The following is a 17,084-nucleotide window of genomic DNA, read 5'->3' on the forward strand; positions in this document are numbered from 1 at the left end:
TTAAACGAAAATACGAATGGCTTATTAAGGCGATTTTTTCCTAAAGGAATGAAAATAGGTTCACTTAATGAGCAGGAGATAGCCAATGCTGAATTTTTAATTAACATGAGGTCAAGAAAGGCGTTAAACTTTCTCAGTCCTTATGAGTTTTTAACAGGTAAACGTGTGTCGCTTATTGCTGAGATCTAGGGGCACTCACGACCTTCCTAAGCGAAGCTTAATATAACTTAAGCCCGCTGCAAGGTGAGGTTTTACTTTGTAAAACGCTTCGAACGAGAAACAGGGAAGTTGAACTGGCTGTTAAACATCGAGGTTGTTATTAGCATCAACTGAACCCATATTATCCAATCCAAACAAACTAAATACCTAAACGCTAATTTGTTTCCGATTAAGCGACGCTTAATCAATAAAAAATACCTAACCTTTATTAGAAGGTCGAAAGCTGACTATTTCATCGATAGTCAAATAGCGCCATTCGCCCAATGGCACATCCAACCTCACCTCGCCGACTTGCTGGCGATGCAATGACTGCACCCGATTACCGACGGTGGCAAACATCCGTTTCACTTGATGATAGCGACCTTCTGTGATGGTCAATAACACTTCTCTTTCATTCATAGGAGAGAGAAAAGCGGGCAAGGTCAAGGAGGCCTCACCTTGCAATTGAAGGCCCTGTAAAAATCGGTCAATGACGCTGTCATTAATAGGATCGCGCAAACTGACTCGATAGGTTTTCTGACACTGCTTTTTCGGCCGAATAATATCAAAAGACCAACGACCATCATCAGTAATGAGTACTAAACCTGTGGTATCCGCATCTAAGCGGCCCACAATATGCAGCTCCTCAGGATTATCGATATCAATATGATTAAAGATCGAAGGATGATCGCCATCCACATTTGAACTGAGGGTATTGATGGGCTTATGCAGCATCAAGTAGCGAAAAGGCCGCGCGATTAAGGTTTGCTCATTTAACACGACATGATTATTCTCATGTACTTGTTTGGACTCATCTTGAACAATCTCGCCATTAACACTGACGTCCCCCGCAGCAATTGACGCTCTTGCTTGCATACGCGACAACTCAGTGCTTTTACAAACAAATTTATCCAGACGCATCGACTGTCCCCAAGCTCTAATACCCCATCAGCAAAACACTTAATGCGCCTTAATAGATAGACGCTTCACCTGGCGGCCGCGTCTTTAACATCTTTAAAAACCACATATATTGCTCAGGGTAAGCCAAGATCACGGCTTCAACCGCTTTATTCAGCGCAAGCGCCTCATTTTCTTTGCCTTGCATGGTACAGGGGTCAATCGCAGGCAACACGGTTAAATCAAATTGTCTAGTTTGCTGATTATAACCCATTTTAATCGGCATCACTTGCGCGTTACCCACTTTGGCGAGTCTTCCCACCACAGGCAAGGTGGCTTTAGTCGTGCCCAAAAAGGGGGCGAAAATACTTTTTTCCGGCCCTAAATCTTCATCGGGTAAATAGAAGAAGCTATTGTCTTGTTTGAGTTCACGAAGTAAAGCACGAATACCCGCTTCACGCATATAAACGCCACCACCATGAGTACTGCGCATACGGTTATTAAACCAATCAAATAATGCATTACGATGGGCTTTCGCCATCGTCACCATAGGCAGCTCTAAATTAAGCCTCAGGCCCGCATAATCAATCCCCCATACATGAGGCATAATAAAAATAATCGGCTGCTTATCGGCGCGAGCTTTCAACACATGCTCCAGTCCCATCAGGTTCACACGTCGACGCAAATGCGCTTTAGAGCGAATAAGCAATTCTGCTTGTCCGAGCAAAATCATCACAAAATTTTCAATATTTCTTTTAATGAGCGAGTCAACCTCCTGCTCAGAATAGTCGGGAAAACACAGTCTCAAATTAGTTTGAGCCACTTTAATGGGTTTAATGGCTATTTTCATCACTAACTTGGCTAAGACTCTGGCAATAGGATCTCGCACAGCGGCTGGCAATAGAGCAAATAAGACTAATATAAAAATGCCCACCCACGTCAGCCAAAACTTAGGGTGTAACAGGCTCAAGGGAAAACGACGATCAAAATAATTAGCATGTGTAGACAAGACTTCAACCTCTGCTCTGATTAACAAGAATAAACCTCAGATCTGTTCCTGAAAATAAACTGAAAAATGCAGCCTCACATCCAATCAATTGAATATGACGCTGCATATCTATCCTATCACAATAATGAAAAAGCCACTCCAAAGAGTGGCCTTTACATACTGCTAGCACGCAATTACTTCTTTGCGTTAGCCTCTTCAACTCGACTTTTTAGCTTTTGTCCAGGTCGGAACGTCACAACACGACGTGCCGAGATAGGAATATCTTCGCCAGTTTTCGGGTTCCTTCCCGGTCTTTGATTCTTATCCCTTAGGTCAAAGTTGCCAAAGCCAGATAACTTGACCTGCTCACCACTTTCGAGCGCCTGACGAATTTCTTCGAAAAACATCTCTACCATCTCTTTAGCCACCCTCTTGTTGAGACCAAGCGTTTCAAAAAGATGTTCTGCCATTTCGGCTTTGGTAAGTGCCATACTTTTAGTCCCTCAACGATGCGTTGAACTCAGACTTGAGAGCAGATACCACTGAATTTACCATCTCAGCAATGTCTTTTTCTACAAGCGTACGAGTATTGTCTTGAAATATAAGTGCGATTGCCAAGCTCTTTTTGCCGGACTCTACACCTTTACCTTTGTATACATCGAATAAGTTTAAGCCAACCAACTGATTTTCGCCAACTTTTCTTATCACTTTTACAACATTACCCGCCGTAACCTCATCATCAACCACAATCGCAATATCACGACGGTTAGCTGGAAACTTAGATACAGTCTGGGCTAGCGGCAATTTGGATTGCAATAAAGCATCCAATTCCAGCTCAAAAATGAAGGTTTTACCATTAAGGCTAAAAGGCTTTTCTAAACTAGGATGAACGGCTCCGATGATACCTACTACTTGTTCACCTCTAATAATTTCAGCACATTGCCCAGGATGTAGCGCTGAGTGTGTTGCTGATCTAAAGCTAAAGTCTACATCCGATCCTGTCAAGCCAATTATGGCTTCAAGATCACCTTTAAGGTCGAAAAAATCAACCGTTTGTGACTCCAAGGTCCAATGTTCGTCACTTTGATTGCCAGCAATCACTGCGCCTAGCATGGCTTGTTGTCGTACACCGGACTCGGCATTTTCATCAGGAACAAAACGTAGTCCTGTTTCAAATAACCTGACCCGATTCTGTTGACGGCTCTGGTTATACCCCACAGCGGTCAAAAGACCTGTCATTGTCGACAAACGCATTGCCGACATTTCAACTGAAATAGGATTGGGTAAAATCATGGAGTCCTGATCGGGATGGATCAAGGCTTGTTGTTTAGGATCCACAAAGCTATAAGTTATCGCTTCTTGAAAACCACGATCAACGAGTAAATGACGCACACGTTTAAGACTGATATCCGTTTCGTTATGATCGGACATCTTAAGTGAAGCCACAGGCGCGACATTCGGAATATTATTATATCCATAAATGCGGGCCACTTCTTCAATCAAGTCTTCTTCTATCGCCATATCAAAACGATAGGTCGCCGTTATCACTTGCCAACTTGATGCTTGTACAGCAACGCTAAAACCTAACCGTGTTAAAATTTCTTCAACATCGGTGTCAGAAATATGATGGCCTAAAATACGATCTAATTTACTACGGCGTAATAAAATACTCACCGGTTTGGGTAAATCTGCTGCCGACTTCGCTTCAACAACGGGGCCCGCTTCACCACCACAAATATCCAGCACTAAACGACTCGCTCTATCCATCACTTTATGCTGCAGTTCTGGATCCACACCGCGCTCAAAACGATGCGAAGAGTCAGTGTGTAATCCTAAACGGCGTGCCTTGCCTAAAATCGCTAACGGCGCAAAAAAGGCAGACTCTAGTATAATAGACTGTGTTTGCTTGCTCACACCTGAATATTCACCACCAAAAACGCCTGCAAGAGCAAGTGCCTGCGTTTGATCCGCAATGACTAACATGTCATTAGGCACCGTCACTTCATTGCCATCAAGTAACGTCAACTTCTCATCACCCTTGGCCAAACGCACTTGAATGTCACCGTTGATTTTATCTTTATCGAAGGCATGCATTGGCTGACCAAATTCGATTAACACATAATTGGTAATATCCACAATAGGATCGATAGAACGAATACCACTGCGACGCAGCTTCTCTTGCATCCATAACGGAGTTGGTGCAGCCACATTAACATGATTGATCACGCGGCCTAAATAACGAGGGCAAGCTTGAGGCGCTTGTAAATCAATCGTCACCGCTTCATCAATTGTCGCTGACACGGCTTCCCAAATGGGCGTCGTAACGGCTTGACGGTTTAATACACCCACTTCACGCGCAATACCTGACATGCCTAAGCAATCGGCACGGTTTGCCGTCAAATCCACATCAATAATGGCATCATCTAGCGCCAGATACTCGCGGATATCGAGGCCAACAGGGGCATCACTGGGTAACGCTAAAATACCGTCACTTTCAATATCAATGCCAAGCTCACCATAAGAGCACAACATACCAAAAGAAGGCTCACCGCGTAATTTGGCTTTTTTAATTTTAAAATTGCCCGGCAGTACTGCGCCCACCATGGCCACAGCCACTTTCAGACCCAGGCGACAATTGGGCGCTCCGCAGACAATATCAATCAGCTCATCACCACCGACATTGATTTTGGTCACGCGTAATTTATCAGCATCCGGATGCTGACCACATTCCACGACTTCACCGACAATCACACCACTGAATTCACCTGCAACATCTTCAATACCATCGACTTCCAGTCCTGCCATGGTAATTTGATGCGCTAATGCGGCACGATCAACACTTGGGTTAACCCATTCACGAAGCCAAGATTCGCTAAATTTCATGCTAGTACAGCTCCGTTTATTTAAATTGCTTTAAAAAGCGTAAATCATTTTCAAAAAATGAACGTAAATCATTGACGCCATAACGTAACATAGATAAACGTTCAACGCCCATGCCAAAGGCAAAGCCGGAATATCTCTCAGGATCGATACCCACACTACGTAATACATTGGGGTGCACCATGCCACAACCGAGCACTTCTAACCATTTACCATTTTTGCCCATCACATCCACTTCAGCTGAAGGCTCAGTAAAGGGGAAATAAGAAGGACGGAAGCGCACTTCAAGATCTTCTTCAAAAAAGTTGCGTAGAAAATCATGCAATATGCCTTTAAGTTCAGCAAAATTGACATTTTCAGCCACAAATAAACCTTCAACCTGATGAAACATAGGCGTATGGGTTTGATCATAATCGTTACGGTACACGCGGCCTGGAGAAATAATACGCAAAGGCGGCTTTTCATGCTCCATGGTGCGAATTTGCACACCCGATGTTTGCGTTCTTAACATCACTTTAGGATTAAAATAAAACGTATCATGATCGGCTCTAGCAGGATGATGCTCTGATATATTGAGTGCATCAAAATTATGGAAATCATCTTCTATTTCGGGTCCATCTTTAACCACAAAGCCTAATTCACCAAAAAAAGCCTCAATACGTTCAATCGTACGCGTCACAGGGTGCAATCCGCCGTTATCGATACGGCGGCCAGGTAATGTCACATCAATCCCTTCACTGGCTAATTGTGCCTCCAGTTCCGTCGCCTTCAGACCTTCAATACACGCTGATAGCGTTTGTTGAACTTGCTGCTTGGCTTGGTTGACCGCTTGTCCAAACGCTGGCTTTTCTTCAGGAGATAATTTCCCCATCATTTTCATCATGTCAGTGATTTGACCTTTTTTACCAAGGTAATCGACACGAAGGTCATCGAGGGCTTTTAAATTATCAGCTCCTTCGATCGCCGCTAAGGCCTGTTCTACGATTTCTGTTAACTGTGACATTATCTCTTCCAGTGCGTGTAGACCCAACCAATGAGCCCATTACTTTATTGGCTAACTTAATTTTCTTAAGTGAAAATAGGAAAAAACACAAATTTTACGTGAGCATACTGCATTTGACTAGTGATAATTCAGGGTTTTTGGGTTCAATTGGCTGTTATTTCTCAGTTACATTCAAAATTTGCGATTAAATTAACATAAAATCACATTTTGCGGCGGTTCCTCTCGGTCAAATTGTTAATATTAAGCGTTAAGCAATTAACATAGATTGCTTTTTGTATCATTACAGGCTCCGTTGCTGCGCCATGATGACCGTAAAATATTCAACAAAAAAACAACAATTCATTCAAGTTTTCTTGATAGTGACCGATATAAGTCAAGTAGTCGTCCCAAAAGTGAGAAACATCATGAAAGAAGTTAAATTTCGTTGGGTTGATCAATATTTGATCCACATGACCTTAAAAACTAAATTCGCTATTTTAGCCATTTTGCCTATTTTTTCGCTCATGGTATTAACTGTCGTATTTTCAATACAATTTAATGCCCATTTTCAAACACAATTGACCCAACAAGCTCAGCATCATAATCAATCATTAAGCCACATTATCGATCAGGCTTATCCATTACTGTCAAAAACAGAACAAGCGACTTTCATTGCTCAAATTAACCAGCAAAAGAACATCAGTGTGCTCAGCAATACTCAAGTTAACAGTGCACTCGGATTAACCCATTCACCCGCAAACAATCGCATTGTCAGTCAAGCGAGCAGCAACGGACTGATCACCATCACCGATGTTAAACAACACACCTTAAGCGAAATGCATTCCGATGGTGGTTATTGGGTGGTTCTGACATTAGCGAGCAGCTGTTTTATCATTTTTATCGTCTGTTATTATATTTCGACTTTCGTTCGTGGCGCGCTTTATACCAATGTCACTGCACTGCAAAAAGCCGCTGAGGGTGATTTAACCGGTCGCTTAAATTATTTTAAGGTCAAAGATGAATTTAGTCATCTCGCACTCAGCATTGATACCTTAGTGGACCGCCAGCAATCTCTTGTACAACAAATGTCCCAAGCCACCCGCCAAATTCGCCAAGTGGTGCAATCCTTTAGAAACACCGCACAAGAAGGTCAGTCTCTGGCCATGGATCAACGTCAGCACTTAGACTCCTTAGCCACCGCCATGGAACAAATGACCGCAGCGGTAAAAGAAGTGGCCCGTAATGCAGAGCAGTCATCCGTTGAGACCCAAGAAGCTAATCTTCAAGTCGAAGCGGGTTCTCGCGACATTAATACCACGGTTAATGCCATTGGTAGCTTGTCGGCTGAAATCGGTGAAGCCTCAACAGCGGTTAATCATCTCAATGATAATGCTGCTAAAATTGATGAAGTCGTCACCACCATTAATGCTATTTCAGAACAAACCAACTTACTGGCCTTAAATGCGGCTATTGAAGCGGCCCGAGCAGGCGAGCAAGGTCGAGGGTTTGCAGTCGTTGCCGATGAGGTGAGAACCCTAGCAGGCCGAACACAAGCGGCCACCGTTGAAATCAAAGCCATGATTGAAGCGCTGCAATCAGGATCGCATAATTTAACCCAAGTCATGACCCGCACGGTTGAAAAGGCCAATCAAGGTAAGAAGCATGTATTGGAAACGGGTAAAGATTTGGATGCTATTGCGCACCATAGCGCTAAAGTGTACGAAATGAGTGTGCTCATCGCGACATCGGCTGAAGAACAATCCGCTGTCTCCAATGAAATTGCCACCAATTTGATGGACATTCGTAATCAATCGCATGATGTCGAACAATCGGCAAACCTGAGCGTATCGGGCTGTGACGAGTTACATGCCACCGCTGAACAGTTAGATGCTTTACTCGTTGGCTTAACCGTATAACAGTATCAGTTCATTTGGGCACAGTGTAGAAACGGTGCCCACCTTTGCACCAGTCATCGAACAGAACCGCCCTAAAGTATTTATATTTATTATCAATACCTTAGATTAGTTAATCTGACTATATTCGGATTTAAAATAGTCTGTTAGGTAATAATCACTGACATAATTGAGCTCCAGTGAAAAATAACAATCTTGGATTAGTAACGATTTGATTTCACTATTTAAGACTTCTAATAACGATTGTGAAAAAGCCCCATCTCTATGGGGCTTATTTAATAAAGAAACAGAAATATAGACATGAGTATGTTGATATTCACTCGCTGGGTAAGCTCGGCTTTTACACACACCGGCACTGGGATCTTTTTGATTAATACACCACTCAATGGCCGTGAAAATGGCTTCAGTATCAAGTGTCAGGTCGTTCGAATATTTAAGTTCCGTATGGGGCATCATTGTCTCTTAATTAATCACCAAAAGAAGGTTTAATATAGCCGAACATGGACATTAAGTTCTACTCTATATCAATAGTCATCAATTAACTTCTCGCGGTGTCGACATCCACCATATATTGACCTTTGAGCCAATCTCGACCAATCAACAATTTGTAATCCATACGACTGCGATCCCTTAGATTCACTCTCACCTTACGCGATTCGCCATGATAAACAATTTTCAACTTAACGATATAACGTCTCTCTTCACCTTGAGAATTAATAATCTTAGACACACCAATAATTTTTGCACTCATGCGTTTAGACAGACCTTCGCCGTTGACTGTCGTAAACGACACTATTTTGCCGATATCATGACGCATGGTTTTCCCATTCGAATCTTCCACTTTAATGTCTTTCGCATTAAGGGATGTTTTAGCCGCGCCAGTATCAATACGCGCAATATAATTGAGTCCTGTGCCTTCAACTGACATATCAGCAGTGGCACCAATCACTTTTTTTTCTGCCGCACCCCCGGTAACGGAAAGAGAAAACAACAGCGTTAAAAGACCTAATTTAAGACTTACTTTCACTTTCATGCTCCAATATGACGACACAGCGTTATTCGCGTAAGCAAGGTGATACCATAAGGCTTTTTTAACTTCAACATTATCGCTTAATTTTTATGCCAATAATATATTCAGCCACGAATAGAGTAAATCATAGTGACAAGCCTCTAACACTGTCAAAACATGACAACATTGTAATAATACTCTGCCATTGACCTGATTGATGGCGTATTAAGCCGTGCCTTTGGCCAATACGAACGCGATTTCTTGATCGAATAAATTTTTTATCAACCCTGAAAACTCACTAATAAACACCGATTGCGCCTCAGTCGCCTTTTTATTAGCCACATTCGCTAAGATTTCTTCTAAATCATAAACGATGGCATCTATTTCACGGATCACTTGATTACGCTGCCCAAAAGAGAGAGACGGGTTTTGTCCACATACCATAATAATCTGCGCCGCTAATTGAGACTCAAACAGATCCATCACAGTATCATCAATAAGATGTTGGTTATTTGGGGTTTCAAATAAACCTAAATGCTGAGATAAATATTGAACGAGGTGTATATAACCCTCTTTATCCGTCACCATGCGTTTCTTTATCCTCTATTTCAAAAGATCCAATATACGTTATCCAACACATATTGGATCACCAAGTACCGTGAACCCGACATCTTCAATGAGCCTGGGGATAGCAGTGCTTTACTGGTGCAGGCTCAATACAAACGACACTGGCACTGCATAGCTAATTTCAGATAGTCCAACAAGATCGCGTAACTTTTTGATCCCTTTGATTAACTTAAATTGACCCGCATTGATAATCACAGGTTGAGTACTCGTCACCAGCAGACTTGTTGTTGAGAGCTTAGCCACCGTGACCTGAAACAACATACTTTTACTCTCACCATGTAAATTAATATCCGCAGCCACTTCGACGTTTGACACTTCCCCTACATTAATATCTTGCAGGACTTTAGGATCGATCTGCGCATTCAATGTTAAGTTAGGGTATCTATCAACCTCAAAAAACACCGATTTCATCCTTGTATCTCGGATAGGCACCCCTGTTGACACAGAGGATAACGGAATCGTTAATGTAAACGCCCCCAGCTCAGTTAATTGCCCATCAACTTGAGTGAAATGGTTCACTTCAGCTATTTGGCCTTGCTTAATCGACACATAACTCACATTCGACTCTTGATTGCTGACTTTCCATGTCGCTGCATTGACGCCAAATCCTAAGGGTAATAGTAGGGCCAATAGCCCTGCTTTCATTTTTAAACGCTGTTTCATTCGCGGCTCCAGAGACAATAATGAGTACAACTATAATTATACATTTATAATAAAAAATTAAGGCGCAAGGCGTGATTTTCCCCAATTGCCCTCAGAGTGAGTATAAATAAAACGATCATGTAGCCTGTTCTCCCCCCCTTGCCAAAACTCAATACTGGAAGGTCGCACTCGATATCCGCCCCAAAAATGGGGTAAAGGCACATCGCCGTTAGCAAATTTTGCCTTAAATTCGTTGAACTTGCTTTCTAAAACTTGTCTTGTACTGATAGGACTCGACTGCTTTGACACCCAAGCGGCAATTTGGCTCTCTTTAGGACGACTAATGAAATACTTGAGTACTTCTTTTTTCGATAAAAGCTCTGCCACCCCTGTAATGGCGACTTGTTTATCAATCGACTGCCAAGGAAATAATAAACTGACTTTAGCATTGCCTTCTATCTGTTGTGCTTTACGGCTGCCTAAATTAGTAAAAAAGATAAATCCCTGCTCATCATAGCGTTTTAGCAATACTATCCGCTGAAAAGGTTGCCCAGTCTCATCAACTGTCGCAACCGACATGGCGGTAGGATCGGCAATCTCTGACGCTTTAACCACTTCCAGCCAATGAGTAAATAATGTCACGGGATCGTCTGGCATGTCTTCATGGTGGTTACCACTGAGCGTGTATTCACGCCTAATATCACTAATATCTGTCATTAGCCCAAGCCTTTATTGTTGATTAATCCTGATTTGAACATTAATCGTTACGGATTAATTTTGCCATTACTCTCAGCCCAGACATATAACATTTCTAAGCCGATTGTTGCGCCAGCAAGTGCCGTAATTTCAGCACTATCATAAGCAGGGGCGACTTCAACCACATCCATCCCCACAATATTCATTCCCTTTAATCCTCTAATAATTTTAAGCGCCTTATCGCTGGTAAGTCCTCCGCATACCGGTGTACCAGTACCAGGCGCATAAGCAGGATCTAAACAATCAATATCGAAGGTAATGTATAAAGGGTGATCCTTAATACGCCCCTTAATATGTGCAACGATGGCATCCACACTTAAATCATTAGCCTCGGCGGCATCAATCACTGAAAAAGCATGATTGTTTTTATCATATTCAGTACGGATCCCGATTTGAACCGAGTGCTCGGCATCAATAATACCTTCCTTTGGCGCATGATAAAACATAGTGCCATGATCATATCGACTACCTTGACTATAGGTATCGGTATGCGCATCAAAATGTAATAACGCCATTTTGCCATGCTTTTTAAAATGGGCTCGTAATAACGGCAACGTCACAAAGTGATCGCCACCAAAACTCAATAGCGTTTTACCCGAATCGACAATCGCTGAAGCAAAATCTTCCACTCTGTCAGTAAAGTCCGCCGCATCGCCACAATCATAAACAAGATCGCCTGCATCGACGATACGAATATGCTCGCACAACTTAAAACCCCAAGGCCAGCGTTTTTCTTCCCAAGCGAGATTCACCGACGCTTGACGAATGGCTCCAGGTCCCATGCGTCCACCAGAACGTCCTGTTGTTGCCATATCAAACGGTAACCCTAATACAACCACATCAGCATCACTTGCAACAGGATTGAAATCTAACGGTTGCCTTAAATAACCAAATGCATTCGAATATAAAGAATAATCGGCTTTATCCGCAATGGTGGTCATAACTTCTCCAAAATAGCACTTAAAAAATAGCAGTTAAAAATAACGTAAAAACATTTAGCTCATGCCGTGGTATGGGTTGGGGTATAAGCTCTGATATAAAAATAATGAATGATCCCAAAATATTATAGTGCGTACGGGATCAAGACTTCAGTATTATTCTGTTGATATTGATAAAAAAATAACCTCTCTGTTTCCGAAAGCGGCAATTGGCTTTGCAGGGAACAAAAGGCATCATCCCATGGGCTATCTGGTAGCGGGTTATTTAATGTCATTACATCCCACTTTAAGGGGGAAAACATCGATAAAAAACCTGATAAAACAGCAGGGTACTCTGCTGTTATTTTAAGATTTGTTTCTAAACTAACATAAGAGCTTTGCGCTTGAGGCGTAATATGAATAGTCACATACTGATCAGCATAAATGCCATTAACAGAATAACCGAAAGGTGAAAAACAGTGATCATCAAAGACAAAATGGGGAAAAGACTGCTCCAAGCCTAATCGCGAACGTATGCCCTCGGCACTTGGATGTTCGCTGAGTAAATAATCGGCAAATTCACCTCGAATATGGTACATCACCAGCTCACACCCCCTTAACTGAGGCTCACTGCTGCCATTATTGGCACAAAACACATACTGATGATGACTGTCAAGATGGCCAACACGAAACGCGCTTCCCGTCACCTTTTGATTGATACGCTTAAGATCATCCATAAAATGATGGCGTTGTAGATAGGGAATAAACTCACTCTTGCGATGGTAATGGAGCTGAATAATGGCATCTTCATCAACTTGTTCAATAAAATGCAATAAGCTTTCAATTAAGGTGCTATCACCACAGGTTAGCATCAAAAATTGCTTATCCCACACAAACAAGCTCGACTCACTCAGTAAATAGGCATCACAATTATCATTACTGATCTGAGATAAAATATTAGCGCCAGCATGCGACAGGATCTGTTCCCAGAAAAAACGTTCAAACTGACGCAGCGAGGGTGCCTGTGCAGACATCCTCACCTTTATTTTTTTTTCTGACCCTTCAAAAAACATACTGCAACATTACCCGACTCCATTCATGACACGCATCAAGATAAAATGCACCCTGTCTTTATTCAACGTGTTAACGCTAATAAAAAAAGGCTAAGAGAAGTCTTCAAGGTAAGTGTAACCTTCAAGGCCTAACTGTAGCTCTTTTAAAATATCCTTACGCTCGACTTCATCAATATGCTGATAAACCAAATCTTCATAGGTTTGCATAAAAGATAACGGGTCTAAATTCACATATCGTAAGACATCGGCCACGGTATCGCCGGCTAATACAGATTCAATATCGACTCGGCCCGCTGCATCCACTCGTACAACCGCCGAATTAGTATCACCAAACAAATTATGCATATCACCCAATATTTCTTGGTAAGCGCCGACTAAGAAAAACCCCATAAAATAGGGACTCTCAGCACTCCATGCGGGCACGGGTAATGTGGTTTCAATCCCTTGCCCATCCACATACTGATCAACGGTCCCGTCTGAATCACAAGTAATATCCAGCATAACGGCTCTACGTTCAGGCGCTTTTTCTAAACCACTTAAGGGTAAGATAGGGAAAACTTGATCGATTCCCCATGCATCAGGTAAAGATTGAAACAAGGAAAAATTCACGAAAAACTTATCGGCGAGTTTCTCATTGAGTTCATCAATAATAGGGCGATGAAAACGGTACTTCGTACTCATGTTATCGCGCAGTTCATGACACACCCTTAAGTTAACTTGCTCGGCCCATGCGCGCTCAGTGAGTCCAATTTGTCCGAGCGAAAACAATGAATGCACTTCGGTTAAGTCACTTTGGCAATCATGGAATATTTCAATCAGTGCACGCTGATCGGCTTTACCACTGACCTCAGTCCATGACTCCCACATGTTATGCAGTAATTGGGGTGAGTCTGGATGTGGCGGCTCAATGACTTCTGGATGATACGCTTCTGTACCAATCACATCGGTAATCAGTACCGCATGATGCGCCGTTAAATATCGACCCGACTCTGAAATAATACGCGGCATAGTTTGCCCATATTCATTACAAATATCGGTGAGCACACTGACGATGTTATTGGCATATTCTGTTAAGCCATAATTCATCGAATTAGCACTTTGGCTCCGGGTGCCGTCATAATCAACTGCTAATCCGCCGCCGACATCGAAACACTTCACCTCAGCGCCCAGTTTCATCAATTCGCAATAGAAACGCCCCGCTTCCCCCACGCCTTGTCTAATATCGCGAATATTAGCAATTTGCGAGCCTAAGTGAAAATGCAATAACTGTAAGGAAGGCAACATTTCTTGTGCTTGCAATTCACTGATCACGGTTAATACTTGGGCGGCAGATAAACCAAACTTAGATTTTTCCCCACCACTGGCTTGCCATTTTCCCTTACCTTGAAAAGCCAAGCGTACCCGTAAGCCTAAACGGGGTGTAACACCTAAATCTTTCGCTTCTGCTAATACCATTTGAAGTTCAGACATTTTCTCAAGCACGATATAGACTTGATGTCCCAGCTTTTCACCAATGAGTGCCAGTCGAATATATTCTTTATCTTTATAGCCATTACAAATAATCACCGAGCTGGCTTTTTGCGCCATGGCCAATACCGCCATAAGCTCAGGTTTACTGCCCGCTTCCAAGCCTAATTGCGGCACTTCTTTACTTTTTTGACTGGCTAATATTTCTTCAACTACAGCTTGCTGTTGATTAACTTTTATGGGGTATACCAGCAAATAATCTGCGTCATATTGATATTTTTGTATCGCTTGATTAAACGCCTGACACAGACTATTGACTCTGTGATGTAAAATTTGTGGAAACCGCACTAAAACCGGTAATGCCACACCCGCTTTAACCAAATTTTGGGTGAGTTCATTTAATCCAATTTTAAATTCAGGATGTTCCCCATCCGGTGACACAGTCACCTCACCTGTTTGGCTAATGCCGTACAGACTCTGACTCCAATAATTAACGTTATACAGCGAACGTGCATCATCAATAGACCAATTGTTCATATTCTTCTAACCTGACTATTACCAACTTCAATTCAGTGATCTACTCTAAAAATCGACAGATAACTGGCCTTGCGCCTCAGTGAACCTATGTTCATCAAAGAGACTTCTAAACATTCACCATCGGTTCTGCACCCAACAGACTTATCATTAACAGCGCAGTAACACACATTATAGTGACTGACTTGATAAAAAGACGCATAAAATCTCGCTCACAGGAGCTTGAAAATTATCAGTGTGAATTGCACCCTTTAAAAAACGCAATTAAACCCCGCCACCCCAAATAAAGCAAGCTTAAAACATGACTTACGCCTTACTTTTCCTTTATACTCTGCCTCCAGAAACTGTATCTTTTTATATCCCCCCCTTTTTAGAGTTGAGAATACCATGATCCAAATAGGTCAAACCTGCAACCTCGAAGTCGTTAAGAAAGTCGATTTTGGCGTCTATTTAAATGCACAAGAGTTAGGTCAGGTTTTGCTTCCGCGCAAGGTCACTCCCGAAGATTGTCAAGTCGGCGATATACTGTCCGTGTTTCTTTATTTAGATTCTAAAGATTTGATCATCGCGACAACAAAACGCCCTAAAGCTGAAGTCGGTCAATTCGCCTACCTAAAAGCCGTTGAAGTTGGACAATTTGGTGCCTTTCTCGATTGGGGATTAGAAAAAGATCTTTTGTTACCTTTTGGCGAACAACATAAAGAAATAGAAGCCGATCGCTCTTATTTAGTACATATTTATCAAAGTGCTGTTGATGAACGCATTGTCGCTTCATCAAGAATTGATAAATTTCTTGATCGTGATGAACCTCAGTACACGACAGGAGAAGAAGTTAACCTTATCATCGGAGGCACCACGGATCTGGGTTACAAAGCCATCGTCAATAATGCCCATTGGGGCGTGATTTATAACAATGAAGTGTTTCGCCAATTAAAATTTGGACAAAAACTAAAAGGTTTTGTTAAACACGTTCGCAGCGATGGTAAAATTGATTTAATTCTACAAAAAGGCATTAAGGCTGAATTAGACAAACATGCCACCACCATTTTATTCAAGTTAAATCAAGCTAACGGTTTTCTGCCACTCACAGATAAAACCCAAGCTGAAGTTATTTATGCACAATTATCCATGAGTAAAAAGGCCTTCAAGAAAAGCATTGGTTCGCTGTATAAACAGCAAGAGATCACTATCGACAGTGATGGGATCCGAGTCTTCAATAAATAATAGACTCCATGATCGGCGTTGTGCTCTCAATCTGCACAATGCCGAGCAACATTCGCTCGACGCCGCCTCAACTTATTATCCCTCCTAATAACACAATAAAGCACACAAAAACACCAGATGGCTTATTCTGTCTAGGATTTCATTCTCCGCTCTGCTATAACAAGCTATACCCGATATGACACAAAGGAGCAGAGTATGGAACTCACGCCACTAGAAGCAAGGATCATAGGAGTGCTCTTAGAAAAAGAAATCACCACTCCCGAGCAGTACCCGCTGTCGTTAAACTCGCTCACCTTAGGCTGTAATCAAAAGTCCAGCCGTGAGCCAGTTCTCTCTCTCAGTGAGCAAGAAACCCAAGCTGGACTAAACAGCTTAGCCAAGAAGCGCGTCATTTCAGAACAATCTGGATTTGGCAGTCGGGTGGTTAAATATAAACATCGCTTCTGTAATACCGAGTTCAGTGATTTACAGCTCAACTCGGCCCAAGTCGCCATTCTCTGTTTATTATTCCTGCGGGGTCCTCAAACCCCTGGAGAGCTGAGAACGCGAAGTAACAGGCTCCACGCCTTTGTTGATGTCAATGAAGTCGATAATGAATTAAAAAGCCTCGCCTCACAAATAACGCCTTTAGTCACTATTTTACCAAAAGAGCCCGGAAAGCGTGAAGCTCGCTTCGATGAATGTTTTACCCCTGTTCATCAAAGCACTCATCAAGAAAGAGGACAAACAAGTGGGCAATCCCATTTAGCCACCACACCTCCACGTGCAGATTCACATCCCGCAGAGCCTGCCTCTCATCAAGGCAATAAAGTTGATTACAATCAGTTACTCGAACGGGTTAATTTACTGGAACAAGACGTCGACAGACTGAAAATCGCCTTGGCGGATTTACTCGATTAATCTGCCATTGTGACTTAAATACCCACAAGATTAACAGGTCGTATAATGTTATTAACGAACAAAAGAAGAGAGTCGCA

16 protein-coding genes and 1 pseudogene are annotated in these 17,084 nt (G+C 42.3%); 4 read left to right on the forward strand and 13 right to left on the reverse strand.

The features are described 5' to 3' along the window. A pseudogene (locus L2764_RS17180) lies at positions 1–189 on the forward strand (IS30-like element ISVsa7 family transposase); the annotation flags it as partial. A gap of 228 nt (positions 190–417) precedes the next feature. On the opposite strand, the gene L2764_RS17185 reads toward L2764_RS17180, so the two are convergent. From L2764_RS17185 to pheS, 5 genes are all read right to left on the reverse strand, one after another. Then, positions 418–1,119, reverse strand: a complete 702-nt coding sequence (locus tag L2764_RS17185) for a pseudouridine synthase (RefSeq protein ID WP_248941554.1) — start codon at positions 1,117–1,119, stop codon at positions 418–420. Positions 1,120–1,168: 49 nt separating this feature from the next. After that, the gene (gene lpxM, locus L2764_RS17190; RefSeq protein ID WP_248941555.1) at positions 1,169–2,131 is read right to left on the reverse strand and encodes a lauroyl-Kdo(2)-lipid IV(A) myristoyltransferase; all 963 of its coding nucleotides are present in this window, start codon (positions 2,129–2,131) and stop codon (positions 1,169–1,171) included. A gap of 146 nt (positions 2,132–2,277) precedes the next feature. Continuing rightward, positions 2,278–2,574 (reverse strand): integration host factor subunit alpha, encoded by a 297-nt coding sequence (gene ihfA, locus L2764_RS17195; protein WP_248941556.1) that lies wholly within the window; start codon positions 2,572–2,574, stop codon positions 2,278–2,280. 4 nt (positions 2,575–2,578) lie between these two features. Next, positions 2,579–4,966, reverse strand: coding sequence for a phenylalanine--tRNA ligase subunit beta (gene pheT / locus L2764_RS17200; protein ID WP_248941557.1), 2,388 nt, complete (start codon positions 4,964–4,966; stop codon positions 2,579–2,581). Positions 4,967–4,982: 16 nt separating this feature from the next. After that, entirely contained in the window at positions 4,983–5,966 is a 984-nt protein-coding gene (gene pheS, locus L2764_RS17205; RefSeq protein WP_248941558.1) for a phenylalanine--tRNA ligase subunit alpha, read from the reverse strand. Positions 5,967–6,370: 404 nt separating this feature from the next. On the opposite strand from pheS, the gene L2764_RS17210 reads away from it, so the two are divergent. Further along, positions 6,371–7,861, forward strand: a complete 1,491-nt coding sequence (locus L2764_RS17210; protein ID WP_248941559.1) for a methyl-accepting chemotaxis protein — start codon at positions 6,371–6,373, stop codon at positions 7,859–7,861. A gap of 105 nt (positions 7,862–7,966) precedes the next feature. On the opposite strand, the gene L2764_RS17215 is transcribed toward L2764_RS17210, so the two are convergent. From L2764_RS17215 to speA, 8 genes are all read right to left on the reverse strand, one after another. Next, positions 7,967–8,314: a hypothetical protein gene (locus tag L2764_RS17215; RefSeq protein WP_248941560.1), complete on the reverse strand. Its 348-nt coding sequence runs from the start codon at positions 8,312–8,314 to the stop codon at positions 7,967–7,969. Positions 8,315–8,396: 82 nt separating this feature from the next. Next, positions 8,397–8,885: an ATP-dependent zinc protease family protein gene (locus L2764_RS17220; protein WP_248941561.1), complete on the reverse strand. Its 489-nt coding sequence runs from the start codon at positions 8,883–8,885 to the stop codon at positions 8,397–8,399. Between the two features lie 207 nt (positions 8,886–9,092). Continuing rightward, positions 9,093–9,455, reverse strand: a complete 363-nt coding sequence (locus L2764_RS17225; RefSeq protein WP_248941562.1) for a DUF3802 family protein — start codon at positions 9,453–9,455, stop codon at positions 9,093–9,095. Between the two features lie 111 nt (positions 9,456–9,566). Continuing rightward, positions 9,567–10,157, reverse strand: coding sequence for a YceI family protein (locus L2764_RS17230; RefSeq protein WP_248941563.1), 591 nt, complete (start codon positions 10,155–10,157; stop codon positions 9,567–9,569). A 57-nt stretch (positions 10,158–10,214) separates the two neighbouring features. Beyond that, positions 10,215–10,853 (reverse strand): pyridoxamine 5'-phosphate oxidase, encoded by a 639-nt coding sequence (gene pdxH / locus L2764_RS17235; RefSeq protein WP_248941564.1) that lies wholly within the window; start codon positions 10,851–10,853, stop codon positions 10,215–10,217. Positions 10,854–10,900: 47 nt separating this feature from the next. Next, positions 10,901–11,833, reverse strand: a complete 933-nt coding sequence (gene speB / locus L2764_RS17240; RefSeq protein ID WP_248941565.1) for an agmatinase — start codon at positions 11,831–11,833, stop codon at positions 10,901–10,903. Between the two features lie 122 nt (positions 11,834–11,955). Next, the gene (locus L2764_RS17245; RefSeq protein ID WP_283107060.1) at positions 11,956–12,882 is read right to left on the reverse strand and encodes an adenosylmethionine decarboxylase; all 927 of its coding nucleotides are present in this window, start codon (positions 12,880–12,882) and stop codon (positions 11,956–11,958) included. Between the two features lie 90 nt (positions 12,883–12,972). Next, positions 12,973–14,886, reverse strand: a complete 1,914-nt coding sequence (speA, locus tag L2764_RS17250) for a biosynthetic arginine decarboxylase (RefSeq protein ID WP_248941567.1) — start codon at positions 14,884–14,886, stop codon at positions 12,973–12,975. 384 nt (positions 14,887–15,270) lie between these two features. Here speA and L2764_RS17255 point away from each other — a divergent pair, with 384 nt between their 5' ends. Beyond that, complete coding sequence (locus L2764_RS17255; RefSeq protein ID WP_248941568.1) at positions 15,271–16,107, forward strand: CvfB family protein; 837 nt, start codon at positions 15,271–15,273, stop codon at positions 16,105–16,107. Positions 16,108–16,302: 195 nt separating this feature from the next. Beyond that, complete coding sequence (locus L2764_RS17260) at positions 16,303–17,007, forward strand: YceH family protein (RefSeq protein WP_248941569.1); 705 nt, start codon at positions 16,303–16,305, stop codon at positions 17,005–17,007. Positions 17,008–17,084: the final 77 nt, after the last annotated feature.

The sequence above is a fragment of the Shewanella surugensis genome (assembly GCF_023284005.1).
GTDB lineage: Bacteria > Pseudomonadota > Gammaproteobacteria > Enterobacterales > Shewanellaceae > Shewanella > Shewanella surugensis.

What these genes read in the sequence shown, in the direction of transcription:
- L2764_RS17185 (WP_248941554.1), bottom strand. Translation starts at nt 1,119, where the DNA reads ATGCGTCTGGATAAATTTGTTTGTAAAAGCACTGAGTTGTCGCGTATG.
- ihfA (WP_248941556.1), bottom strand. Translation starts at nt 2,574, where the DNA reads ATGGCACTTACCAAAGCCGAAATGGCAGAACATCTTTTTGAAACGCTT.
- pheT (WP_248941557.1), bottom strand. Translation starts at nt 4,966, where the DNA reads ATGAAATTTAGCGAATCTTGGCTTCGTGAATGGGTTAACCCAAGTGTT.
- pheS (WP_248941558.1), bottom strand. Translation starts at nt 5,966, where the DNA reads ATGTCACAGTTAACAGAAATCGTAGAACAGGCCTTAGCGGCGATCGAA.
- L2764_RS17210 (WP_248941559.1), top strand. Translation starts at nt 6,371, where the DNA reads ATGAAAGAAGTTAAATTTCGTTGGGTTGATCAATATTTGATCCACATG.
- L2764_RS17215 (WP_248941560.1), bottom strand. Translation starts at nt 8,314, where the DNA reads ATGATGCCCCATACGGAACTTAAATATTCGAACGACCTGACACTTGAT.
- L2764_RS17225 (WP_248941562.1), bottom strand. Translation starts at nt 9,455, where the DNA reads ATGGTGACGGATAAAGAGGGTTATATACACCTCGTTCAATATTTATCT.
- L2764_RS17230 (WP_248941563.1), bottom strand. Translation starts at nt 10,157, where the DNA reads ATGAAACAGCGTTTAAAAATGAAAGCAGGGCTATTGGCCCTACTATTA.
- pdxH (WP_248941564.1), bottom strand. Translation starts at nt 10,853, where the DNA reads ATGACAGATATTAGTGATATTAGGCGTGAATACACGCTCAGTGGTAAC.
- speB (WP_248941565.1), bottom strand. Translation starts at nt 11,833, where the DNA reads ATGACCACCATTGCGGATAAAGCCGATTATTCTTTATATTCGAATGCA.
- L2764_RS17245 (WP_283107060.1), bottom strand. Translation starts at nt 12,882, where the DNA reads ATGTTTTTTGAAGGGTCAGAAAAAAAAATAAAGGTGAGGATGTCTGCA.
- speA (WP_248941567.1), bottom strand. Translation starts at nt 14,886, where the DNA reads ATGAACAATTGGTCTATTGATGATGCACGTTCGCTGTATAACGTTAAT.
- L2764_RS17255 (WP_248941568.1), top strand. Translation starts at nt 15,271, where the DNA reads ATGATCCAAATAGGTCAAACCTGCAACCTCGAAGTCGTTAAGAAAGTC.
- L2764_RS17260 (WP_248941569.1), top strand. Translation starts at nt 16,303, where the DNA reads ATGGAACTCACGCCACTAGAAGCAAGGATCATAGGAGTGCTCTTAGAA.